Source organism: Halobacillus trueperi (assembly GCF_003386945.1).
GTDB lineage: Bacteria > Bacillota > Bacilli > Bacillales > Halobacillaceae > Halobacillus > Halobacillus aidingensis.
On the sequence record NZ_QUAE01000004.1, the window covers coordinates 169,101 to 193,816 of the forward strand.

General features: G+C 44.3%; 20 protein-coding genes. 11 read left to right on the top strand and 9 right to left on the bottom strand.

The window, feature by feature from the left end; all coding sequences use genetic code 11:
- Positions 1–10: 10 nt before the first annotated feature.
- Entirely contained in the window at positions 11–1,660 is a 1,650-nt protein-coding gene (locus DYE48_RS07385; protein ID WP_115823070.1) for a CoA-disulfide reductase, read from the bottom strand.
- 200 nt (positions 1,661–1,860) lie between these two features.
- Here DYE48_RS07385 and DYE48_RS07390 point away from each other — a divergent pair, with 200 nt between their 5' ends.
- Positions 1,861–2,211, top strand: coding sequence for a YidH family protein (locus tag DYE48_RS07390; RefSeq protein WP_089650618.1), 351 nt, complete (start codon positions 1,861–1,863; stop codon positions 2,209–2,211).
- A 55-nt stretch (positions 2,212–2,266) separates the two neighbouring features.
- Here the strand turns inward: DYE48_RS07390 and DYE48_RS07395 are convergent, their stop codons facing one another.
- The 3 genes from DYE48_RS07395 to DYE48_RS07405 all read right to left on the bottom strand — a co-directional run bounded on the left by DYE48_RS07395 (position 2,267) and on the right by DYE48_RS07405 (position 6,933).
- Complete coding sequence (locus DYE48_RS07395) at positions 2,267–3,664, bottom strand: DHA2 family efflux MFS transporter permease subunit (RefSeq protein WP_115823071.1); 1,398 nt, start codon at positions 3,662–3,664, stop codon at positions 2,267–2,269.
- Positions 3,665–3,826: 162 nt separating this feature from the next.
- Positions 3,827–5,221 carry a sodium/glutamate symporter gene (locus DYE48_RS07400; protein ID WP_115823072.1) on the bottom strand — a complete coding sequence of 465 codons (1,395 nt, stop codon included), beginning with the start codon at positions 5,219–5,221 and terminating at the stop codon, positions 3,827–3,829.
- A 497-nt stretch (positions 5,222–5,718) separates the two neighbouring features.
- Entirely contained in the window at positions 5,719–6,933 is a 1,215-nt protein-coding gene (locus tag DYE48_RS07405; RefSeq protein ID WP_115823073.1) for a dicarboxylate/amino acid:cation symporter, read from the bottom strand.
- 388 nt (positions 6,934–7,321) lie between these two features.
- On the opposite strand from DYE48_RS07405, the gene DYE48_RS07410 reads away from it, so the two are divergent.
- The 3 genes from DYE48_RS07410 (at position 7,322) to DYE48_RS07420 (ending at position 10,870) form a co-directional block, all read left to right on the top strand.
- Entirely contained in the window at positions 7,322–8,740 is a 1,419-nt protein-coding gene (locus tag DYE48_RS07410) for an NAD(P)H-binding protein (protein ID WP_115823074.1), read from the top strand.
- Positions 8,741–8,801: 61 nt separating this feature from the next.
- Positions 8,802–8,969 carry a hypothetical protein gene (locus tag DYE48_RS21125; RefSeq protein WP_167449461.1) on the top strand — a complete coding sequence of 56 codons (168 nt, stop codon included), beginning with the start codon at positions 8,802–8,804 and terminating at the stop codon, positions 8,967–8,969.
- 617 nt (positions 8,970–9,586) lie between these two features.
- Positions 9,587–10,870: a globin-coupled sensor protein gene (locus tag DYE48_RS07420; RefSeq protein ID WP_167449462.1), complete on the top strand. Its 1,284-nt coding sequence runs from the start codon at positions 9,587–9,589 to the stop codon at positions 10,868–10,870.
- Between the two features lie 253 nt (positions 10,871–11,123).
- Here DYE48_RS07420 and DYE48_RS07425 read toward each other — a convergent pair whose 3' ends face one another.
- The 5 genes from DYE48_RS07425 to DYE48_RS07440 form a co-directional block, all read right to left on the bottom strand.
- Positions 11,124–11,483: a DUF488 domain-containing protein gene (locus DYE48_RS07425; protein WP_115823077.1), complete on the bottom strand. Its 360-nt coding sequence runs from the start codon at positions 11,481–11,483 to the stop codon at positions 11,124–11,126.
- Positions 11,484–11,563: 80 nt separating this feature from the next.
- On the bottom strand, positions 11,564–12,079 hold the full coding sequence (locus DYE48_RS07430; protein ID WP_244199391.1) for a hypothetical protein: 516 nt from the start codon (positions 12,077–12,079) through the stop codon (positions 11,564–11,566).
- Positions 12,079–12,303 carry a hypothetical protein gene (locus DYE48_RS21380; RefSeq protein WP_244157015.1) on the bottom strand — a complete coding sequence of 75 codons (225 nt, stop codon included), beginning with the start codon at positions 12,301–12,303 and terminating at the stop codon, positions 12,079–12,081. The genes DYE48_RS07430 and DYE48_RS21380 overlap by 1 nt, the downstream gene beginning before the upstream one ends.
- Positions 12,300–12,749, bottom strand: a complete 450-nt coding sequence (locus DYE48_RS07435) for a DUF948 domain-containing protein (protein WP_089650611.1) — start codon at positions 12,747–12,749, stop codon at positions 12,300–12,302. Before DYE48_RS07435 ends, DYE48_RS21380 begins: the two co-directional genes overlap by 4 nt.
- An 18-nt stretch (positions 12,750–12,767) precedes the next feature.
- The gene (locus tag DYE48_RS07440; protein WP_115823078.1) at positions 12,768–13,181 is read right to left on the bottom strand and encodes a DUF948 domain-containing protein; all 414 of its coding nucleotides are present in this window, start codon (positions 13,179–13,181) and stop codon (positions 12,768–12,770) included.
- 769 nt (positions 13,182–13,950) lie between these two features.
- Here DYE48_RS07440 and glgB point away from each other — a divergent pair.
- The 7 genes from glgB (at position 13,951) to DYE48_RS07475 (ending at position 24,486) form a co-directional block, all read left to right on the top strand.
- Complete coding sequence (gene glgB / locus DYE48_RS07445) at positions 13,951–15,870, top strand: 1,4-alpha-glucan branching protein GlgB (RefSeq protein ID WP_089650609.1); 1,920 nt, start codon at positions 13,951–13,953, stop codon at positions 15,868–15,870.
- Positions 15,860–17,020: a glucose-1-phosphate adenylyltransferase gene (locus tag DYE48_RS07450; protein ID WP_115823079.1), complete on the top strand. Its 1,161-nt coding sequence runs from the start codon at positions 15,860–15,862 to the stop codon at positions 17,018–17,020. Before glgB ends, DYE48_RS07450 begins: the two co-directional genes overlap by 11 nt.
- Before the next feature lie 12 nt (positions 17,021–17,032).
- Positions 17,033–18,139 carry a glucose-1-phosphate adenylyltransferase subunit GlgD gene (gene glgD / locus DYE48_RS07455; protein ID WP_115823080.1) on the top strand — a complete coding sequence of 369 codons (1,107 nt, stop codon included), beginning with the start codon at positions 17,033–17,035 and terminating at the stop codon, positions 18,137–18,139.
- Positions 18,140–18,257: 118 nt separating this feature from the next.
- On the top strand, positions 18,258–19,688 hold the full coding sequence (glgA, locus tag DYE48_RS07460) for a glycogen synthase GlgA (protein ID WP_115823081.1): 1,431 nt from the start codon (positions 18,258–18,260) through the stop codon (positions 19,686–19,688).
- Positions 19,689–19,717: 29 nt separating this feature from the next.
- On the top strand, positions 19,718–22,156 hold the full coding sequence (locus tag DYE48_RS07465) for a glycogen/starch/alpha-glucan phosphorylase (protein WP_115823165.1): 2,439 nt from the start codon (positions 19,718–19,720) through the stop codon (positions 22,154–22,156).
- A gap of 24 nt (positions 22,157–22,180) precedes the next feature.
- A complete protein-coding gene (locus DYE48_RS07470) occupies positions 22,181–24,100 on the top strand; it encodes a glycoside hydrolase family 13 protein (protein ID WP_115823082.1) in 1,920 nt (639 codons plus the stop codon).
- Positions 24,101–24,111: 11 nt separating this feature from the next.
- Positions 24,112–24,486, top strand: coding sequence for a PH domain-containing protein (locus DYE48_RS07475; protein ID WP_115823083.1), 375 nt, complete (start codon positions 24,112–24,114; stop codon positions 24,484–24,486).
- Positions 24,487–24,716 lie beyond the last annotated feature (230 nt).

Genomic DNA, 24,716 nt, shown 5'->3' on the forward strand with positions numbered 1-24,716 from the left:
CTCCTTTTCCTTATGCCTGGACGGCACATTCGTAAGTTTTATAACCACCGCTCAAATTCTTGGCTTGATAACCGTTGTGTGTGAGAATTGTGGTTGCCAAATACCCTCTTAAACCTACCTGGCAGTGTACATATACAGGACGATCCTTAGGCAGTTCATTCAATCGGTCCCGTAGTTCTCCTAAAGGAATGTTGATGGACCCTTCAATAGCTCCGTTTTCTCTCTCTTTCGGTTCTCTGACATCTACAATGATTTCCCCTTTTGCAAGGAGGTCCGCTACTTCATGGTAGTGAAAAACAGATACATCACCATCCATCACATTGGAAGCCACGTACCCCGCCATGTTGACAGGGTCTTTAGCTGAAGAATACGGAGGGGCATAGGCCAATTCCAAATCTGCCAGATCGGTTACCTTTAAGTCCCCTTTGATAGCTGTAGCGATCACATCAATTCTTTTCTCTACTCCTTTAATGCCGACACCTTGGGCCCCTAGTAGTCTTCCTGTGTTCGGATCGAACAGCAACTTTAAGGATATCGGACTTCCGCCAGGATAATAGGACGCGTTTGACGCCGGATGAATGTGAATAGCTTCATAATCTTTGTGAAGAGCTTTTAAAAGTTTTTCGTTATTTCCGGTAGTCGCAACGGTAAGGTCGAAAACTTTTGCTACAGATGTTCCCAAAGTACCTGAATAGGATACGGGTTGCCCATGGATGTGGTCGGCAACCAAACGCCCTTGTCGGTTGGCCGGCCAGGCAAGTGGGATCATCGCAGGGGTTTGCTGGATGTAATCTTTGACTTCTATCGCATCTCCGATCGCATAAATGTTCTCATCCTTCGTTTGAAGGTATTCATTTACGAGGATGCCGCCACGGGCTCCGATATCAAGATCCGCTTTTTTAGCAAGGTCGTTTTCAGGTTGGACACCAATGGACAAGATTGTTAAATCGCTATCAATGGAACGGCCGCTCTGTAAAAGGATTTTGTTCCCCTTGTCTCCAAATGCCTGGACACCGTCATTGAAAATTAAGTTCACTCCATGGTTTTTCAGCTCTTTATTTACTATGCTTGCCATTTCGTAATCAAGAGGGGCCATCACCTGGTTGCCAATTTCAACAATCGTCACCTGTACCCCGCGATGGACAAGGTTTTCAGCCATTTCCAAACCGATGAACCCTCCACCAATAATGACGGCATGTTCAGGTGCTTTTTCGTCCACCCACGCTTTAATTTTATCCGTATCAGGGACTGTACGTAGAGTAAACAGATTTTCTGCTTCTTGTAATCCTTTGAAAGGTGGAACAATAGGCTTTGCCCCAGGAGATAAAATGAGTGTATCGTATGTTTCCTCATACATTTCCCCTGTATCCACTTTGCGAATGGTGAGCGTTTGTTTCTCCCGGTCAATCTTTATGGCTTCACTAAGGTTACGGATATCCAGATTGAATTTTTTTGACATGCCTTCGACGGTTTGGACAAGGAGCCGGTCTCGGTCGGTAATCACTTCTCCTATATAATAGGGTAAACCGCAGTTTGCGAAAGAAATGTAAGGTCCTTTTTCAATCATGATGATTTCATTTTCTTCACTCAGGCGTCTTAGTCTGGCTGCAGCAGTTGCACCACCGGCCACACCGCCCACAATGATAATTTTTTTAGACATCGTAATCCTCCCCTTCTTTCCTTAATGTGAAACCTTTCACATTAAGTCTTATCTATAGTTTACTCTGAGTTTCCCTAAAATACAATATACCCCCTCGTGTATATTTTGTGACAATCTTTTTCCAATGAAAAAGAGGATTCGTGCATGAGGGGCTTCTGACGTTGTAAGATAAAGATAGTGGAAAAGGAGATGGTGATCCGATGGTAGATGAAATGAAGCTCATTCAGCAGCACTTAGCCAATGAACGCACCTATTTAGCTTGGATCCGGACGAGTATCGCCCTTGTCGGGATCGGGTTTTTAGCTACAACGGTCCATATTTCAGCCCTTCCGACGGCAGGGGAGTTGGCGAACAGTCTGGCTATGCTCGTCAGTATTTCCTCCTTGTTTCTTGGCGTAATGACGATTATTGGTGCGACTGTGAACTATTATCATACGCGGAAGAACATCAATGAGAACCGCTTTGTATCTTCCCACCGAATTATTGTCTACATGACTTCTGTGGCCTTTTTGCTGTTTATATTGGTGACCACGTATTTATTTTTTGTATAATACTAGAAAAAGCCTCGCTGACTTTTCAGCGAGGCTTTCCTTGTGTTGGATTTTTTTAAGCGTTACTGAATTCACCTTCATCCGGACGGGATTTTTTAATGAAGAAAGCCATGATGAAACCGGCAACGGCAAAGATCCCAGCAACAATAAAGGAGACGTTTACTCCATGAATCAGGCCTGTCACTCCTTCAGAAGGAATGGTCTTGCTCGTCATGACAGAAACGAGCATGGCCGTACCAACGGCCCCTGATACTTGGCGCATCGTATTGTTCATGGCTGTCCCGTGTGGCATCAAATGCTGTGGCAGCTGGTTAAGTCCTGCTGTGGTCACAGGCATCATCACCATAGCAATTCCGAACATACGGACACAATTGACGAGAGCCAAGTATAGAAAGGTCGTCGATGGATCAAGGTTTGTAAACAGGAATGTAGAAACCGTGAGCAGTCCGAGACCGATGATGGCAAGCCAGCGCGCACCGAATTTATCAAAAAGACGACCGGTAATCGGGTTCATAATTCCCATTAACAATGCGCCCGGCAAAAGCATCAAGCCTGACTCGAAAGCCGTGAATCCAAGCATGTCCTGCATGAGAATTGGTAAAATGACCGCCCCACCGATCATGGAAATAAAAACAATCATCCCCAGGGCGGTCGTCAGGGTGAAGACTTTATATTTGAAGATACGGAATTCCAAAATCGGTTTTTCCAATTTCATCTGTCGGGTGATGAAAAGCGTCAACGTGACCGCTCCGACAGCTAAAGAAAGGAGCACCTCTTTACTTAAAAAGCTGGCACTGCCGGCTACACTGAATCCATATAAAAGTCCGCCGAAACCGAACGTGGACAGGATGATAGAAATCGGATCGACTTTCGGGAACGTTTGCTTTGTTACGTTTTTCAAAATGAAGTAAGCGACGATCAAGTCTGCAATTGCAATCGGCAAAATAACGAAGAACAAGCTTCTCCATGGGAACTGCTCGACGAGCCAGCCGGACAATGTCGGTCCGATGGCCGGAGCAAAGGCAATGACGAGACCGAACATGCCCATTGCTGATCCTCTTTTTTCAATAGGGAAAACAAGGAACATAATTGTCTGCATTAAAGGAAGGATAATCCCGGCACCAGAAGCCTGTAACACTCTTCCTGTTAAAAGAACCGAAAAGTTAGGGGCGATCCCGCAGACAAGTGTACCGAAAGCGAACAATCCAACAGCTGTCATGAAGAGTCCTCTCGTAGAAAAACGTTCAATTAAAAAGGCTGTAATAGGGATCATGATTCCGTTCACTAACATAAAGATCGACTGCAGCCATTGCGCTGTATTCGCGTCCAAATTCAAATCGGCCATAATGTGAGGCAGGGCCGTAGCTAACAGGGTCTGGTTTAATATAGCTACAAAGGCGCCTGAAATAAGCACGATCATCAAAGGGACACGATTAATTTCTTGAGATGACATGATTTAACCTTCTTTCTAAATTACTTAGGCAACTAATGAAATATCATACCATAAGAAAGATGATTTGTTCAGTATCCTGCATATAATTCCTATTAAAAAATTAGGCCTCTAATATTATATCGCCGAAAAAACAACGCCTGCTCATGGCAGACGTTGTTTTGCTTAGGCTGTTTTCTTTTTTCCGAAGTAAAAGAGTCCGAAAAAGATACCGATTGCTGTCATGGCGACCGCTACGATCAACGTCGGCCAAGGCCCGAATTGAGCAATGAACGGAACGGATAAGGCCGTCACAAAGCCTCCGCCTAAGAAGGGTTCATAAAAGAGTTGTTTGTATCCGAATGCTTCAAAAGCAGGGGACTCGTTGTCAGGGTCGACGACGCGCATCAATAGTAACCCTGTTGCAGTGACACCCATCGATTGTCCAAAGTCTCCAATTCCACGTTCAAACCAGTACTGCGGAATCATTCTAGGAGCAAGCACGAGGAAACCGAACAAGTTCCATGCAATCCCTGCAGCCGCTAGAATGACAAATGGAACGAGGTATTCACCGATGACATCCAATGATACTGTAGAGATCGCCGACAGAATAAGGATATCAAGCGCAAGTCCTTGAATTCTGTTGATCATTCTTCGATCAACAAGGTTGTACTTGTCCTTTTTGCTGAAAAAGATTTGAAGAGCGATTCCGCCGATCATCGCGAGCGGGAATAATGGAATATAGCTCATAAAATCCGAACCTATGGTGATAGACTCAAGACCAATCAATCCTTGCAACAATAACCAACCAAGTAAAATAGCTATAAATACGATGGATAAATGGAAAGATAAGGGTTCAATTGATTCCGGACGTAAGGTCATTTTCCCCGCTGGTTCACGGTTTTGATACTCCATAACTCCACGCTTTCTCAAATCAGAAAAGTCTTCCACGTCTTCAATCACTTTTGTCTTTTTATTACGAACACCCCAGTTGATGAGGATGATCCCAAAAATGACACCGGATAATACACCGATCGTCGCAAGGCCGATGGCTAAATCGAAAGCTTCGGCAAAACCAAGCTCTTCGAAAGTGCTCGCCATACCGGCAGCCGTCCCGTGACCACCCTCAAAAGCGACCTCAATCAAAGCTCCTGACATGGCAGGGAGGTCAAAGAAAGGAACTAAGACGAGGACGGCAAGTGTAATCCCGACCACATACTGCCCCCAGCCAACAGACCATCCAAGCGCCAACTGTGGACCAGCGTAATGCCAAATATCTTTTAACTTAGGAATGGCAGCTCCGAGAAAAAGCGAAGCAAATACCACATTGATCATGAGTCCAGGAAGGGCAGACCAAACCTCGGTAATGGCTTCTGTCATGACACCATTCGAGAAAAAGCTGTCTTCCGGCATGAATTTTCCGAGTACTTGTGGACCAAGGAAGAGTGCAATAAACCCACCAATAATGGATGAGGGTAAGAATAAATTTTGTAATAACGTCCATTTGACGCGGATGATTTTACCGATCAAAAGGAAGACACCGATATAAAGGAGTGCGAAGCCTATTTCATTCGGAGTCATATGGTCACCTCTTTCTTACTGGGGTTATGTTTTCCCATTTGAGTAGTTTTAATATATACTCACTTTCCCTGGTATTTCTTTTGTTGAAACTACATTTTTTATAAAATCTTTGTCGATTTATAACTTTTTCAACTAAATCTGCCTTTTCTGGAAGGCTAAGTTTTGAGATGTTTGTTGTGTGGATAGGGTTTTCGGGGAATGGCTCGCTTTCCGCGGGAGCGCGGTGAGCCTCCTCGGACTGCGTCCTGTGGGGTCTCACCAAGCACTTTTTCCCCGCAGGAGTCTCCTCATTCCCCTCCGCCCCTTTGCCATATAAGTATCTCGAAACCACTTCTCGGATAAGTAGCTATCCAGCTTGATGGGAGAGTATGAATAAACTCCCAACCACCCCTGACGCCAAACAAGGCCACGAACCCCGATCTCGAAATCAAGTCTTCTACAATCCTGCCATATAGCGAAAAAACCCCCGTCTGTTTAGGACGGAGGATTTCGGGTTTTTAGGATTGATTCTTTTCGGTTTTATTAATGAGTGAAGTTCCGACAAGGTCGCCGGTTACGTTTAGGGCTGTCGCTCCCATACCGATTAGAACGTCAACGGAGGCAAGGAGGGCGACAGCTTCCATAGGCAGTCCTACTTGTGAAAACACAGTCGCAATCATAATGATTCCGGCACCTGGGACTCCAGCTGTTCCGACAGAAGCGAGTGTTCCAACAATGACGATTTGAAGGATGGAGACAAAGCTTAATGGATCACCAATAATGTTAGCAGCGAATACAGCAGATACCGCAATTCGAATAGCTGCACCATCCATATTGATCGTCGCTCCTAAAGGAAGGCTGAAGCCATATAAACTTTTATTCAACCCCATGTTCTTCGCAGCATTTAGTGTAACAGGCAGCGTACCTGAACTGCTCTGTGTAACAAAGGCTGTTAACATCGGAGTGCGTGCTTCTTTGAAGAAAGCATTCGGCTTTCGCTTGCTCATAAATAGGAAAAGAATATAAATAGCTAATTGTACAAGTAAACCTACATAAAGGACGACGATGAAGTTCCCTAACTCCAATAGCGTGTTCGCCCCTTGTGTACCAACGACTTCAGCAATAATCGCAAATATGCCGATGGGTACATATTGAAGGATTCCCTTCATGACGATTAAAGTCGCTTCATTCAAAGCGTTTATAACTTTGTACAAATGCCCTCCCAGACTTTGATAAGCGTTGGTCGACCGCATGTAAGAGAGCGCCAAACCAAAGACGAACGCAGTAAAGATGATTCCGAGCAAGTTCATTTCCGTTAAGGCTGTAAGAATATTTTCAGGCACGATGTTTAAGAGCACGCTGGTGACTCCAGGATTATCAGGAACATCCACGGTTTCATTCCCAAGACTCATCCCTGTACCCGGATTAAACAAAGTTGCGACGGACACGCCCACTAATATAGCAAGGGCAGAAGTGCCAAGGTAATAAAGGAAGACCTTTCCTCCCATGCGTCCCAATGAACCGATGTTCGTCTGATTAATCCCAACTATAAGGGTAAACAGAATTAACGGTACAATAATAAATTTCAGAAGACGGAGCAATAGGTCACCAAAAGGGGCCAGAACAGCCGCGTCTTCTCCGAACAGGAGACCGACGGATACACCGAGCACCAGGGCTACGGTGATTTTTTTAATCAATGATGTTTGTGTGTAGATTCTCCACAACTTACTCATGGTGAACCCCTCCTTTTTATTAATATTTAAACAGAATAATACTGATTGGTTTACTAAGGTTTACTAGAGTAAGATAAGGCATGTGGTCAAGGATGTCAACGGTGTTGCTTACCATTTACATACTCTTAATCAAAGCCTTCCTCATATCCCATATTTTATCTTCTATATAAATTCTCTATTGTAGAAAGGCTCAGTTTTGATAAATTTTTTGAGGTGTTCCAGGGCTTTGTGGGAAGGGGCGCTTTCACGCAGCCAAAACTCTTATAAACATCTCGAAATCGAGCCTTCTACTATCCTGCCATATAGTTAAGTATTGCTCAAAGGATAGGGGTTACATGCGGGGTGGATAAGGGTACTAGGCTCAAAAAGCGTAAAGGAAGTGACGTGTGTGGAGGAGAATAATGTCGTTGCTCTTGCAGGGGCGAGTGGATATATAGGACAGAACTTAATGGAAAAGCTGAGAGGCCGTGCTGACATCATCGCTCTATCCCGGAATGGAGACGAAAAGGAAGACAGTGACCAAGTGACTTGGCGATCGTGCGATTTATACTCGATGGCTGATGCAGAAAAAGGCCTCGATGGAGCGGATATCGCTGTATATCTTGTGCACTCGATGATGCCCTCGGCTAAGTTGACCCAGGGATCTTTTGAAGATATGGATGTCATCCTTGCTGATAATTTCGCTCAGGCTGCAAAAAAAGTAGGAGTGAAGCAAATCGTTTATTTGAGCGGCATCATCCCTGAAGACCAACCAGGACTTTCCCGTCATTTGAAGAGTCGACTTGAAGTGGAAAAGATCCTAGGGGCATATGGAGTGCCTGTGACAACGATCCGTGCAGGACTTATCGTCGGCCCAAGAGGGTCTTCGTTTCCGATATTGAAAAAGTTAGTCAAGCGTCTTCCTTTTATGGTTCTTCCACAATGGACAAAAACGAAAACGCAGCCAATCGCCTTATCGGACGTGATCGGGTCGCTCGATCAAAGTATCGGCGAAGAGTGCTTAAAAGGACGTTCGATAGACGTTGGAGGTCCGGATATGATGACTTATGAGGAGATGATGAAGAAAGTGGCAGGCGTTATGGGCAGAAAACCTTTAATGGTCAATGTCCCTTTTTTGACCATTGATTTGTCTAAGTTATGGGTAAGACTCGTGACAGGAGCACCAAAAGAAATGGTGTACCCACTCATTGAAAGTCTTATTCATCCAATGGTCGCCCAGTCCCAAAATAAAGTGGATGGAATCAGTGAAGGGAAAACTCCTTTCGAGGAAGCGGCCGAGTGCGCTCTGAAAGAGGAAGAAAAGCAACCCAAAGAAAAATCGAACAGACCTAACCTCCCTGCCATGCAGGATGATGTCCGCTCTGTCCAGCGTATCCCGCTCCCTCAGGGCCATTCTGCAGACTGGATTGGGAAGTACTATGTGAAGTGGTTGGAAAAGGTGTTGAATCCATGGGTGAAAACAACCGTAGATGAAACCCACTGTTGTCATATTGGGGTGATCTTTAATGACATCCCCCTACTGGACTTCACCTATTCAGCCGAAAGAAGCACGAAGGACCGTGCCTTATATTATATATCGGGGGGCCGGTTGACTAACAAAGAGAAAAACGTCAGGGGAAGACTTGAATTTAGGAAAATTCCGGGGAAAGATGAAGCGATTGTAGCCATTCATGACTATATGCCATCATTGCCATGGTTCTTATACAAATACACCCAGGCAAAGGCACATTTGATCGTCATGGCCTTGTTCCGCAGGCATTTGGAGAAATGGAGGACACATGAGCAATCGTTTCAAGTTCATGAATAATTTCAGGTAATTGAAACATAATAACCGTGTAAGACATTATGTTTTACACGAGGTGATTAGGATGGGCAACAAGGAGAAAAAGCCGGATCGCCAGTTCAAGGAAAGAAAGAGTCATGGCGAACACCGGAATGGCCGAAAAGCTCAATTCAAAAACCACAGTACACATTTCGGAGAAGTTCCGAATGAGTACGTCGACCGTGAGCGTTTAGGATACAACGCTGACGCGTAACCAAATCCCCCACACGGCATAATGCCGTGTGGGGGATTTTCTTTCCATTCATAAACCCACGTAGTTCAACTATATGGCAGGATTCTTGAAGACTCGATTTTGAGATGATTTCGGGGTTCGTTGCTTCGTTTGAGCGTCAGGGGTGGTTGGAAAGCGAGTGGCTTCCATTCGATGCATGTGAGAAACGACCCCCTTTACCAAAGGAGGTTGTCTTCCACTATCCTTTTGTTATATGCATAAAGCGCTCTATAACAAGCTTTCCGCATGTAAAATAGCGTCCTTGGGAGTTGATTCCCCTCCAATTAACATGTGCATAAAAGCAGCTTATTCCAGAAGTGGTTTCGAGATACTAATATGGCAAAGGGGCGGAGGGGAATGGCGAGACTCCTGCGGGAAAAAAGTGCATGGTTAGACCCCACAGGACGCAGTCCGAGGAGGCTCGCCGCGCTCCCGCGGAAAGCGAGTTATTCCCCGCAGCCCCCATCCACTCTACAAAAGTCTCGAAATTTAGTCTTCCACAATAGGGAGCGTTTGGGGAAGAAGTGGAATCTTACTTAACTGTTCGATCATTTAAGTCGATATTACTAGAAGAGAGAGTCAACTTAAGGGGGATGAACATGGGTTTATTCATGACAAAGAAAAAAGAGGAAGTCAGGCCGCTTGGGGAAGGGTTTACCGGGGTCATTAACATACCAAAAGATTCTGATCTACATACACAGTTTAAAATGGTTCATCTTAGTGAACAGGATTTGGCGATCCTGCAATCATTAAAGCCAATGATCAGTAATCACATTGATCGAATCGTGACCCAATTCTATAAAAATTTGGAAAATGAACCATCCTTAGAACGGATCATCAATCATCATAGTTCTATCGATCGTTTAAAACAGACATTGACGGTTCATATTCAGGAAATGTTCAACGGTACGATTGATATCACTTTTATTGAAAAAAGAAAAAGAATTGCGACCGTGCATTTAAAAATTGGGCTGGAACCGAAATGGTACATGTGTGCTTTCCAGGACCTATTATTATCGTTCATGGACATTTATGAACAGGAGCTTCCAAGTGAGCATTATGGTCAGGCAACACGTGCAACGACTAAAATCCTAAATATTGAGCAGCAGCTCGTTCTTGAGATGTTCCAGGAAGAAGCAGAGGAGCTCCGTCAGGTTGAAGTGGAGAAAAGGGAAGAGGCGTATCGTAGAGTGGATCAAATGTCTGAAGAGGTAGCAGCTGTCTCTCAACAGGCGAGTGCATCCACAGAGCAATTGACGGAACAGACAGATAAAATTGTCGGTGATTCCAAAAAAGGTTCCAAAGTCGCCCAACAAGTGGAGCAGCAGTCGATGGATGGGAAGAAGCGCCTGGAAATTCAGCAAAAACAAATGAACCAGATTCAAGAAAACATCAATGAAATCTCTGGGGACATGGAAAAGTTGAAGCATGTCGCTGAAGAAATCAGTAAAATAGTAACGATCGTTTCTTCCATTGCAGAACAAACGAATTTACTCTCATTGAATGCGTCGATTGAAGCCGCAAGAGCTGGTGAGCACGGCGCAGGTTTTACCGTGGTCGCAAATGAAGTACGGAAGTTGTCTGAGCAGACGCAGAATTCAGTAGCAGAGGTGTCAGATTTAATCTCCACTACAAGTGGCCAGATCCACAACGTTTCTAGTAATGTCGGCAACATCAACACCATGATTTCTGAAGGTGCAGATAGCATGGATCAAATCAATCAATTTTTCACTGAAATTGTATCTGCGATGGGCCAAAACAAAGCGTATAATGCAGGGATTGAAGCAGAACTTGAACAATTCGCTCAGGTCATCGAGGAAATCAATGGGGCGGTTTATAAGGTGGCGGCTTCTTCTCAACAGTTGACGGAGCTTACAGATTAGATGTGAAGAAGCGAACCATAGCCAAATTTCAGGTTCTCACCAATGTATTAATCAAGATTTCATGGGGGCGTTTACATTTCACGGTCAGACGGGGGGAGCGGAGTTTTTACTTTTTTAGTCCGGCTGCCCTTGTCATTTTTCTGTTAAACGCAATCGGTTCCTATAAAGCTTTTAGAACCTGGAATGGAACGGGGGGGGGAGAACCCGGATACGAGAAGAGGGGGAATGCCTTAAAATTAAGCGCTTCCCGTTCTCAATCCTGACTCTCAAGCCAATCTTTCAATACAATGGCATGGTTCTGCTTTTCATTTTTTGCTCCATACAAAAGAACTACCCGGTGGTTTTGAGCGATCTCTTGCAATTCTTTTTTCTTTGATTTTGCCTCCTCAGATTGGTGCAGTTCTTTTTTGTACTTGGATTCAAATTCATTGAATTTGTCAGGGTCATGATTAAACCATTGTCTGAGGGAAGAGGTTGGCGTGAGTTCTTTAGCCCATTCATCCAGTTGCGCCTTTTCTTTTGAAATACCCCGTGGCCACACACGATCAATGAGGACCCGGTATCCTCCTGTTTGTTTTTCCTCATCGTAAATACGTTTTAAAACGATGGACATGTATGTTTCCTCCTCCTTTGTTGTGAAAAATAAGAAGCCCTGCACGTTGGTGTGCCGGGCTTCTTTAATGAAAAATTGAATTAGCGTTGAGGATTAACCTCTACGACTTTTTCTTGTGGTACCGTTGCATTTTCCTCATCCGAATCTTCTGAAAGCTCGTCCTTCGCTTCTTTGGCTTTATCTCCAACTTCCTGCAAGTCTTCTCCGGCATCTTTCGCAGTGTTTATAATTTCTTCAGACTCTTCTTTAATATCTTTCGCTTTATCAGCAATTTCTTTTCCTTGGTTGTTAAATACATCTTGAACGGTTGCGGCTGCTTCACTTACAATGTTCACGACATTGCGGACGCGTGTGACAAGGTCATCTTTTTTCGCGGATGGATTTTCTTTCACCTCAGAAGCATAGCCGGAAACCGCATCTTTCGTTGAACGAGTGCCTTCTTTCAGACGCTTTCTTTCTGTAGGATCTTTAATAAGAATGAAAGCCCCGCCGACTAATGCTCCTGTTAAAATAGCAATCGGCAGTTTTTTGTTGCCTCTTTTTTTAGGTGTTTGTGGTTGCTGGTTTACATTTTGATTTACATTTTGGTTTTCCATTAGGAAATTCCCCTTTCGGTTGTTAAATTTTTTTGTGCTTCGATACGCATTTTTTCTTTTGTCGCCTGGATGTCTTCATATTGATTTCTACCCGTATCATAAAATTCCTCTTTTTTGCGGTCATACTTCATTTTTGAAACGGACGGTTCCTTGATCCATATCCTCAAAGCTAATCCACTGACGAAACCGGCGATGATGCCGATGATCCATTCGAGTGCCTTCATGATGAAGTGGTCTCCAACTGAGCGGCTTTCAATGCTTTTCGTTTTTGTGAAAAGTAATACGTTAAAGCAAGAGCTCCATAAACACCACGCCAACCTTCTTCGTTAATTTTTTGTTCGCCTTCATGGGTTGTTTGCTTCAGTGAATAAGTCATATCAACAAGAGAGGACGTAAGCTTCCTTGAAGATTCACCGATATCCCCGACGATATAGAAAAGAGGACTGAGAGCCCGAATCTTTTCATTGACGTCTGCTAATGTGTCGTTACTGTGGTGCAGGACACCTGTCGTTTCTTTCATGACAGAATCCAGTTGCTCTGGCAGTTGATCTACGGTTTTTTTGACACCGCCAAGGACACCTGCCAAGTTGTTCAATGCTTTAATGAGGAAGATAGAGACAATCGCAAAAGCGATTCCGATAATTAAAACACCGATTCCTAAAAAGTCCATTTAAAAAACCTCTCTTCTTTAGTGTACTTTTTTTCTCTTCCATTTCAGATAAAGTTCAATAGCTGCATCTCCCCAGCGGAGCGCTTTTGTGACTTTTTCATCTCTTTCATGAGAAGCGTGTGCGACACTTTCAGAAACGCCTTGAATGGATTGATTGACATGTCCGACCGTGGTACCGACATTGTCAAGGGCATCCATCAGACCATCAAGCGTCTTTGTCTTGGTTTCAATATCTGAAGCGATGTAATTCGTTTTCTTAAGTAAGCTCTCTGATTCTGTTGTGATACCCTGCATCTGCCCTTCAACCTTTTCTAACGTCTGTGAAACACTCGTCATTGTACTCGATGCAGCTTTCAGTGTTTTCACAACGAAGATGGCTATGAATGCAAAGGCAATCGCGATGATGAGTAAACTAATTCCCGCTAATGACATGACTCTTCACCTCTTTTATGTTTTAGGATTTCTCTAACTGCTTTTTGGCAATAGAGAAAAAAAGCCACCGGAGCATCTGCCTCCAGCTGACCCGATTAATTCTTGTAAAGCTATACCACTAATCTTTTTCAATGAAACACTCTCCGCGTTAGAAGTTTATGTAAATTCAAAAGATCGTCCATTTTCCTCAAATTGAGTAAAAGTCGTTTCTTTCTTTTAGTAGGGCCAATGGGCGCTGGGAATCTTCTCACTTATATAAGGAAAACCAACAAAGAATCGGTCCGATCCTCATGACTCCTTCTTCTTAGCCAGCTCAGTCCGTTCGCCGTTGACTGAAACGAATGTAAACCAGATTAGGAAGGAATCTTTGCATTGGAAAGCGAATGCCCCCCATCCACCTGCCTGGAGGAACAGATTAAAAAACAAAAAGCAACTCTTCCAACGACGAATCCCTATTCATCTATCACTATAAAAGTCCTATATTTGGAATCTTTTGTCTGAGTAAGGTTTTTCCATAAAAGGAAGAGGGAAGTACATATTTATGCAAGCGCTTACTTATAAACGTTATTATAAAAGTAAGCAGGAATAATGAGTATGTATAAAAATTCGTCACGATTCGACAAAACTTTTCAGAAAATTTTTATTAATAGCAATTGTAAAAGAGGTTTTCTGATTTTATGATGAATATAGGCAAAAATAAAACACGTAAATTTTTTGCATGTTCATCAACAGAAACTAAAAATCTACTAGTTTAAAGAGGAGTGATGGTGTGGTCCAAGATACAACTTTAGAGCATGATATCTATTTATTCCATGAAGGAAACCTCCGTTACAGTCACAGGCTGCTCGGAGCGCATCCGGATACAAGAAACGGAGAAAAAGGTATCCGTTTCACCGTTTGGGCTCCCCATGCGGTTCAGGTAAGTGTCGTCGGGATGTTCAACGATTGGGACGGCCGGGAGAACCCGATGGAAAAAATCAATGATAACGGAATTTGGATCGCCTTCATTCCGGGTCTTGAAAAAGGCACGATATACAAGTATGAGATATTAACGGCTCACGGACATCTTCAGCTGAAAGCGGATCCATATGCAATATCCAGCGAGCTTCGACCTGATACGGCTTCTGTCGTCTACCCATTAGACAATTACTCGTGGGGGGATGACGAATGGATGAAGCAGAGGAAAGCGAAGAACCCCTATGAATCTCCGATGTCCATCTACGAGCTTCATTTAGGTTCATGGAAAAACATCGAACCTGAGGTCTTCTATAATTACCGGGACTACGCCGATATGGTCATTCCTTACGTCAAAGATCTAGGATACACCCATATTGAACTCCTTCCATTGACTGAGCACCCTTTTGATCGTTCATGGGGCTACCAGGCGACTGGGTACTATTCTGTCACCTCCCGTTATGGAACCCCCGATGATTTCAAGTATTTTGTCGACCAGTGTCATAAATATGGGATCGGTGTCATATTGGATTGGGTTCCGGGTCATTTTTGTAAGGATGCCCATGGGTTACGCCGGTTCGATGGTGAAGCTCTCTATGAATATGCTAATCCCAGTAAGGCGGAGAAAACACAGTGGGGCACGCTCACATTCGATTTTGCTAGAAACGAAGTTCAGAGCTTCTTGATTTCGAACGCGATCTACTGGCTCAAGGAATACCACCTCGATGGTTTACGGGTCGATGCCGTGGCGAGCATGCTTTATTTGGATTTCGGCAAGGAAGATGGCGATTGGGAGCTGAATGAGTACGGCGGTCGTGAAAACTTGGAAGCCGTATCGTTTATCAAAAAAATGAACGAAGCTATTTTTGAGGAGACACCTGATGTATTAATGATGGCCGAAGAGTCCACCTCATGGCCGCTCGTCAGTGCTCCGACCTATATCGGCGGGCTCGGATTCAATTATAAATGGAACATGGGCTGGATGAACGACATGCTCAAGTATATGGAGATGGATCCCGTTCACCGGAAGTATCATCATAACTTGATTACCTTCTCTTTGTTCTATGCTTTTTCTGAGAATTTTGTATTACCGATTTCTCATGATGAGGTCGTTCATGGCAAGAAATCGCTGCTAAATAAAATGCCGGGTGATTACTGGCAGAAGTTCGCGAACTTGCGCGCCTTTCTTGCCTATATGTATGCCCACCCAGGGAAGAAACTCATGTTCATGGGAGGTGAATTCGGACAGTTCGATGAGTGGAAAGATTTAGAGGATCTGGATTGGGAGTTGTTGGATTATGATTCCCACGCCTCCATATTGGATTATACGAAACAATTGCACCAATTGTATCAAGATATGCCTGCCTTATGGGAACTCGATCATAAGGAAGAAGGCTTCATGTGGATCGATGCCAACAACTATGAGCAGAGCATCATCTCATTCGTCCGCAACAGTCGTACATCAAATGACCAACTGGTGGTCGTCTGCAACTTCACTCCAGAAGTCTACCACGATTACAGAGTAGGAGTACCGAAACACGGCTCATATAAAGAGATCTTCTCGAGCGACGCTGAACATTTCGGAGGTTCTGGGCAGACGAACGGGCTGCCTTTAGAAAGCGTACCTTCCCCATGGCAAGGACAGGATCAGCATATTACCATGACGATTCCCCCGCTCGGTGTGAGCTTCTTGAAAAGAACTTCAGTATCCAAGGAGGAAAATCATGAAAAATAAAGAATGTGTAGCAATGCTTCTGGCTGGCGGCCAAGGAACCAGACTGAAGTCATTAACCAAACAAATTGCAAAACCTGCCGTTTACTTTGGCGGTAAATATAGAATCATCGACTTTCCATTGAGCAATTGTACGAATTCAGGCATCGACACAGTCGGTGTCCTTACCCAATACGAACCGTTGATTTTGAACGACTATATCGGAATTGGAGACACATGGGATCTTGACCGTAAATACGGCGGTGTTTCCGTCCTGCCTCCATTCATGCAGGCAGAAGGCGGCGGTTGGTACACAGGTACAGCCAACGCTATTTACCGTAACTTGAAGTTTTTGAATCAATACGAACCTGAACATGTTCTTGTGCTGTCTGGAGACCACATTTATAAAATGGATTACGGTGCCATGCTTGATTATCATAAAGGGTCTGGTGCTGATGCAACGATTTCAGTTATCGAAGTGCCGTGGGATGACGCCAGCCGTTTTGGCATTATGAACACGGATGGAGAGGGAAGAATTACCGAGTTTGATGAAAAACCTGCGAATCCGAAGAGTAACCTGGCATCCATGGGTGTCTACATTTTCCGTTGGGATGTTTTGAAACAGTACCTGATTGAAGATGCAGAAAAAGAAAATTCCTCCCATGACTTCGGGAAGGACATCATTCCAGCTCTTCTTTACGATTATAAAAAATTGATGGCTTACACATTCGAAGGTTACTGGAAGGATGTCGGTACGATTGACAGCCTTTGGGAAGCCAACATGGACCTTCTGAAAAGGGAGCCTGAGTTGGACTTGAACGATTCAAAGTGGCGCATTTACTCAAAGAATCCGAACCAGCCGCCACAATATATCGCGCCGACCGCTCATGTGAGAAATGCTTTGATTAATGAGGGCTGCCGCATCAAGGGAACCGTAGATACATCGATCATTTTCTATGGTGTGCACGTGGATGAATCTTCGGTTGTCAAAGATAGCGTCATCATGCCTGATGTGAAAATCGGTAAAAATGTGAAGATCCACCGTGCCATCATTTCAAAAGGCAGCGTCATTGAAGATGGAGCGGTCATCGGCGACCCATCACCAGACAGTGAAATTACACTCGTGGCAGACGAGGGAAGTGTCCTTGCCACAAGTTATGCTACCAATAGTTAAAGGGAGGATTTTATGGATCGTATAGCAGGAATCATAAACTTAGATCACGAACAAGACATGTTGGATGAGTTGACCTATTTCCGTTGTGGCGCAGCCGTACCATTTGGGGGGCGTTACCGGATGATCGACTTCGCCATTTCAAATATGACGAATTCCCGGATTGAATCCGTAGCGGTATTCGCTCGCAGAAAGTACCGCTCCCTGATGGACCATTTGGAGCAAGGCAAAGCATGGGACTTGGACCGCAAGCGTGGCGGGCTGTTCATCCTTCCTCCAGACTGGAATGATCCAACAGACATTTCACGTGGGGACTTGCAGCATTTCCACAACAATATCGATTTCATCAATCGGACATTAGCCAACTATATCGTTGTCTCAGGTTCTCAGCACATCTGCAACATCAATTATCAAGATGTCCTGCAAGAACATAAGAACTCTGGTGCAGATGTTACGGTTATCTACAAAAAAGTGGATGAACTTTACCCCGAGCATCAAAGAGCCCACAAGCTTGATGTTGATGAAAACAACCGGGTGACAGCGATCCACAATGATCATAGCAATAACAATGTGTACATGGATATGTACATCATTGAGAAAGACCTCTTATACAATTTGATCGAAAAATGCATCGCTCATGGCTGCTCCCATTTTTTCCTGGACGGGATCAAAGCCCAATTGCCTGAAATCAATATCCACGCGTATGAATACCATGGTGGACATGCTTTAGTAAACTCTGTTGAAAGCTACTATCGTAACAGCGCTAAGCTCTTGAATCCTGAAGAACATGATGAATTGTTCAAAGACGATGCTCCCGTGTTCACAAAAATTAAAAATGAAGCACCATCCAACTATACCGCTACATCAAACGTTTCCAATACGATGGTCGCAAATGGGTGTGTCATTGAAGGTCATGTCGAGGACAGTATTCTCTTCCGAGGTGTGAAAGTCGCTGAAGGAGCTGTCATCAAAAATTCAATTATTATGCAACGCTGTGAAATTGATAGCAATGTCGTTTTAGAAAACGTCATTCTAGATAAAGATTGCAACATTTCAAATGGGAAGACATTGATCGGTGCTCCAGAGAAGCCGTATGTCGTCGCGAAAAGAAGAACAATGTAATACCCCCATGTAAGGGACTGTCCGGATCTTATCACTCTGACAGTCCTTTTCATGTAATCAGCTCATTCGTGATGTTTTGAACATGTTTCCAACAAATAATTAAAGGAGTGGGTCAAACGTGAATGTATTGATGATTGGTTCTGAGTGTACCCCTTTTATAAAAACGGGTGGTCTTGCCGATGTTCTGGGTTCTCTTCCTCATGCCTTGAAAAAGCAAGGTGCGGACGTCCGTGTCGTCCTTCCGAAATATGAAAATATGGATGACCTCTGGAAGGAACAGCTGGAGCATCTGGATGAATTGAACATAAAGCTGGGCTGGCGCAACCAGTATGCGGGCATCGAATATATTAAATACGAAGGTATTCCTGTTTATTTCATAGATAACGAGTATTATTTCAAGCGTTCAAATCTTTACGGATACGATGATGAAGCAGAACGGTTCGTATTCTTCAACCGTGCCGTCATGGATTGGGTCTGTGAGATGGACTGGACGCCTGATGTTTTGCATTGCCACGACTGGCAGACAGGGTTGATTCCGGTTTACTTACATACCCATTACAAGGAAGTTGAGAAACTTCAAGGTATGAAAACCGTTTTTACCATCCATAATTTGAAGTATCAAGGCGTATTTGCCCGATCTGTGCTTCATGATTTGATGGACTTTGATGAGAGCATGATGAGTGAAGATGCGTTTGAATTCTTCGGAGACATCAATTTCATGAAAGGGGCCTTGAATTACGCGGATTTCATTACAACGGTCAGTGAAACTTACGCAAAAGAGATTCAAACGCCTTATTATGGGGAAAACCTAGATGGAGTGTTAAGAAAGCGTACTGATGAATTGATCGGGATCGTCAACGGCATCGACGATCAAAACTATAACCCTATGAAAGACGATGCCCTGGCATTTCCTTATCGCAGTTCTTTGATCAAGAAAGCCCAAAACAAAATGTGGCTGCAGGCGGAGCTTGGTTTGCCGGTCAGAAAAGATGTTCCAATGATTGGCATCGTTTCCAGGCTGGTGGAGCAAAAAGGATTCGATTTGATCGGGCGGGTCATCGATGAGTTGTTACATGAAGATGACGTCCAGATCGTCTTGCTTGGTACGGGTGAATACCAATATGAACAGATGCTCCAGTGGGCCCAGCACCGACACCCAGAGAAAATGTCTACGAATATCCGATTTTCAGAACCTTTTTCCAGACAGATTTATGCGGCGAGCGATCTATTTCTCATGCCATCCCGTTTTGAACCATGCGGCATCGGCCAGTTGATCGCTTTACGATATTTGGCTGCTCCCATTGTAAGGGAAACGGGAGGACTTGCGGACACCGTTCAGCCATATAATGATGAGACAGGAGAAGGGAACGGATTTACGTTTACCAACTACAACGCCCATGACATGCTGTACACCATTCGCAGAGCACTCGAATTCTATCAGGAACCTGCTGCTTGGCAGAATCTTGTGAAGAACATTTGCAAGAGTAAGTTCACATGGAAAAACTCTGCTGATCAATATATGGATCTTTATCAATCCATGTTTCGTTAGCAGGGGTGATAGGAGGAACCTTCATGGTGATGTTCAGTGACAAAGAAGAATTCAAGTCAGAGTTCAAAGCGCAGTTGGAAAGTAAGTTTGGTAAGACCATAGACACAGCTTCCGAGTTCGATACGTACCGGTCTCTTGGGGCGTTGATCCGAGAGAAGATCAATAAAGATTGGTTGAAGACAAATCGGGAGTACAAAACGAATAAAACAAAGCAGGTGTATTACTTTTCCATGGAATTTTTAATGGGACGTCTGCTCGGCAATAATTTATTGAACTTGGACGTACTCTCGCTCGTTGAAGAAGGATTAGCGGATCTCGGGCTTTCTTTATCGGAACTTGAAAAGAAGGAAAGTGATGCTGGTCTTGGTAATGGCGGCTTAGGACGATTAGCTGCTTGTTTTCTCGATTCCCTTGCTTCTTTAGAATTAGCTGGACATGGCTATGGTCTGCGGTACCGATATGGAATGTTTGATCAGCATATCATCGATGGAAAACAGGTGGAATTCCCGGATTATTGGCTTTCAAAAGAATTCATCTGGGAAGTCCGCCGCCCGGAAGATGCCATTGAAGTCCGTTTCGGTGGGAATGTATCATCGACAAGAGATAAAGATGGAAAACTCCATTTCAAATATGAAAACTATGAACCAATCCAGGCCGTCCCTTACGATGTACCCGTTGTCGGTTACCACAATGATACGGTGAACACGTTAAGGCTCTGGTCCGCTGAACCTACGGTGGAGGATACGATGACAAAAGCGGAAAGACAAGGGGTATTTGGTCACTTTTTAGATCATAAACGATCCCTTGAATCCATCTCGGATTTCCTTTACCCCGATGACTCTACAGAGGAAGGTAAAAGCCTTCGCTTGAAACAGGAATACTTCTTAGTGTCCTCTGGAGTGCAATCGGTTGTGCGTTCGTTTGAAAGGCTGGGACTTCCATGGTCCTCGTTCCCTGACAAGGTAGCGCTTCACATTAACGACACGCATCCGGCGCTTGTCATTCCAGAGCTGATGAGGATTCTTATGGATGAAAAAGGGATCGGCTGGGAGGAAGCCTGGGAAATAACACAGTCCTCTGTTTCTTATACGAACCACACGACATTAAGCGAAGCTCTCGAGTCGTGGCCTGTGGGCCTTGTACGGACATTGCTTCCTCGGATTTTCATGATTATCGATGAAATCAATGAACGTTTTTGTCAGGGTTTATGGAAAACCTATCCTGGTGAATTCGATCGAATCGCAGATTTAGCAATCGTGGCGGATGGACAGGTAAAAATGGCCCACTTGAGTATTGTGGGCAGTCACAGCATCAATGGAGTGGCTAAGCTCCACACGGATATCCTGAAGGAACGCGAAATGAAACGTTTTTATAACACATTTCCTGAGCGCTTTAACAATAAAACGAACGGCATTACCCACCGTCGCTGGTTGATGCATGCCAACAGCCCATTGACCTCTGTCATTACCGAGGCCATTGGTGGGGAGTGGATGAAAGAGCCGAAACAATTGACCCGCTTGCTTGACCATAAAGATGATCTGGCTTTTCTTGACCAGCTTCATGAAATCAAGCAGCAGAACAAAATGGACTTCGCCAAATGGGTCAAAAATACGCAAGGCATTACGGTCGACCCGAATTCCATCTTTGATGTCCATATTAAGCGACTGCATGGGTACAAACGCCAACTGCTTAATGCCCTTCATATTATGCATTTATATAATGAATTGAAGTCAGACCCGACGCTTGATATCGTTCCGAGAACCTTCTTCTTCGGAGCAAAAGCAGCGCCAAGCTATCACTTTGCCAAAAAAGTGATTCAACTCATCAACCGCATCGCATCTGTGGTCAATAACGACCCTGATGTGAAGGATTATATAAAAGTGGTTTTCCTGCCAAACTACTCGGTTTCCATCGCAGAGAAAATCATTCCTGCGAGCAATGTCAGTGAACAAATTTCGATGGCTACAAAAGAAGCCTCAGGAACAGGCAACATGAAGTTCATGATGAATGGAGCGCTGACCCTTGGAACCATGGATGGAGCGAACGTTGAAATCCATGATCTTGTCGGAGATGATAATATCTACATTTTCGGTTTAACGTCTGATGAAGTGTGGGATTATTACCGAAACGGATCCTATTCTTCCCGAACCGTTTATGAAAATGATGAGCGTGTCCGTCACATCATGGATGAACTCATTCATTACAGCCCGTTTTCCAAAGGGGAGACCGACTTTCAGGAAATTTATGATGCCCTTCTGACCTATAACGATGAATATTTCGTGCTTAAAGATTTTGCAAGCTACGTATTAGCTCAGAAAAAGGTGAGTCAGGATTATCAACGCAAACGTCAATGGAACTTGAAGAGTCTTGTCAATATCTCTCAATCCGGGGTTTTCTCAAGCGACCGGACCATTCAGGAATATGCCCGCGATATATGGGACATTCAACGTGTGAAGACGTTGAAGTGAGGTACTATTTAGGGGGACGGATGTGTGAGACAAAAGGATATGTATCACAATAGTTTTGAAGAATCTTATCGAGAGCCTTTCGGTGCAGCACCGAAGGGTTCTCCTGTTACGCTCAAAATTGACATCAGTGACCGGTACAGGGTTTCCCACGTCATCCTTCACTACATCTTAGACCGCACAGATGATGAGAAAACGAAGGAGATGGACCTTTGCAGTCAGGAACATCAGCAAGTGTCTTATGAAGCCACAATCCGGATGCCTGAAAGGCCGCAGCTCATCTGGTATTTTTTCGAAATCATCTTAGAGGACCAAACCCTTTTTTATGGACGGGAAAAAAGCTATGAAAGCGGGGAGGGAAAGGTGTACGATCATATACCTCCTTCGTGGCAGATCACGGTGTACGACCCTTCTTATAAAACCCCGGATTGGTGGAAAAACGCAACGATGTATCAAATCTTCCCGGACCGTTTCTATACTGCAGGAAAGCTCGAAAGGGATAAGGCGCCCGAGACGAGTCTGATCCATGCCCATTGGGAAAATGATCCGGTGTACATTCGGAATGAACGAGGAGAAGTCATTCGTTGGGACTTCTTCGGTGGGAACCTTAAAGGAATCACTGAAAAGCTCGATTACATTGAAGGTTTAGGGGTATCCGTTATATATTTGAATCCGATTTTTGAAGCGGAGAGCAACCACCGATATGATACAGGCGATTACCACAAAATCGACCCTCTCCTTGGTACGAAAGAGGACTTGGAAACATTGATCAAGGAAGCGGCTGAGAGAGGGATTGAAATCATGCTGGATGGAGTCTTCAGTCATACCGGAAGCAACAGCATTTATTTTAATCGAGAAGGAAAATATGATTCTCTCGGCGCGTATCAGTCTAAAAACTCCCCGTACTACAGCTGGTACACCTTCCACCATTATCCGGATGAATACGATGCTTGGTGGGGTGTCGGAACGCTTCCGACATTGAATAAAGAAAATGAAGACTATCAGGATTTCCTCGTCCATGATGAAGAGAGTGTCATCAAGACCTGGCAGCAATCTGGGATGAAAAACTGGCGCCTGGACGTGGCTGATGAACTGACTGATGACTTGATCAGTCAAATTTATCGTCAGTTGAAGAAGAAGGATGAATCGAGTGTCCTCCTTGGGGAAGTGTGGGAGGATGCGTCTAACAAAACGGCCTATGGGAAACGACGGGACTACTTCTTGGGTGGTGTCCTGGATTCTGTGATGAACTACCCTATGCGCCGATTAATGCTTGACTTTATGAAAGGTGAAATGGATGCATATACCGTTCATCGCCGACTTATGACGTTAAGTGAACATTATCCGAAAGAGTATTTCTATGCCGTCATGAACATGCTTTCCAGTCACGATGTAGAGAGAATCCAAACGATGTTGGAAGACTATCTTCCAGATGATTTTAGTCAAGAGGAAGCAGAGAAGCTCATCATCAAGCAAATCAAATCTCTCAGTCTATGGCTCTATGCTTTTCCTGGCGTGCCTTCCTTGTACTATGGAGATGAAGCCGGCGTGACAGGCGGGGCTGACCCTGATAACCGCAAACCATACCCTTGGGGGCGAGAGAATAAAGAATTGCTGAATTGGTATAAGCAAATTGGACAGTGGAGGAAAGAGCATACAGCTCTCCGGACTGGTCATTGGAAATCTTTCACCCTCGACAAAGATGTCATCGGTTTTGAACGCTGGACAGAAAACGGCGTTGACCATTTCAATGAAAAAACGAGTGATGAACGAATGCTGTATTTATTCAACCGCAATACAAGAAAGAAAATAGAGATCAACTTGCCGATTCAAAAAGGAAAGTGGCAGCACCTAGAAAACAAAAAACGAATTTTTAGTTCAAAAAACAATGTGTTAACGATTGAACTCGAACCTTGTGAAGCCATGTTATTGCGATTAATGAAATAGGAGGGATACCGATGGGATTCTTAGATGGACTGATGGGGAATGCCAGTCAGGTGGATGTTGATAAGATTGAAAGAGAGCTTGAAGGCATCCTTATTGAAGGGGAAAACATCCAAAGCGGGTATAAAGTTCTGAGAGATTCTTTCATTTTCACCGACCGCCGCTTGCTGCTTATCGATAAGCAAGGTATGACAGGGAAGAAGGTCGAGTATCACTCCATTCCTTATAAGAGCATCACTCACTTCAGTGTCGAGACAGCAGGCAGCTTTGACCTCGATTCTGAATTGAAAATCTGGGTCTCCGGAACGAATGAACCGATTGGGAAACTCTTCAAAAAAGACAGTCCGATTGAAGAAGTACAACAAACCCTCGCCACCTACGTATTATAAATGTTTCACGTGAAACAATTCTGAAAATAGGCCTGGAAGTAAGAATCCAGGCCTATTTTTTATGCTTTTGTTCAACTATATGGCAATCTTTGTGGAAGACTTCATTTCGAGATGTTTCGGGGTTCGTTTGCCGTGTTGAGTGGTGGGGGGGTGGCTGGGAAGCAACTCGCTTTCCTGTGGGGGAGCGCCGAGCTTCCCCGGACTACGTCATGCGGGATCTCGCCTATCTC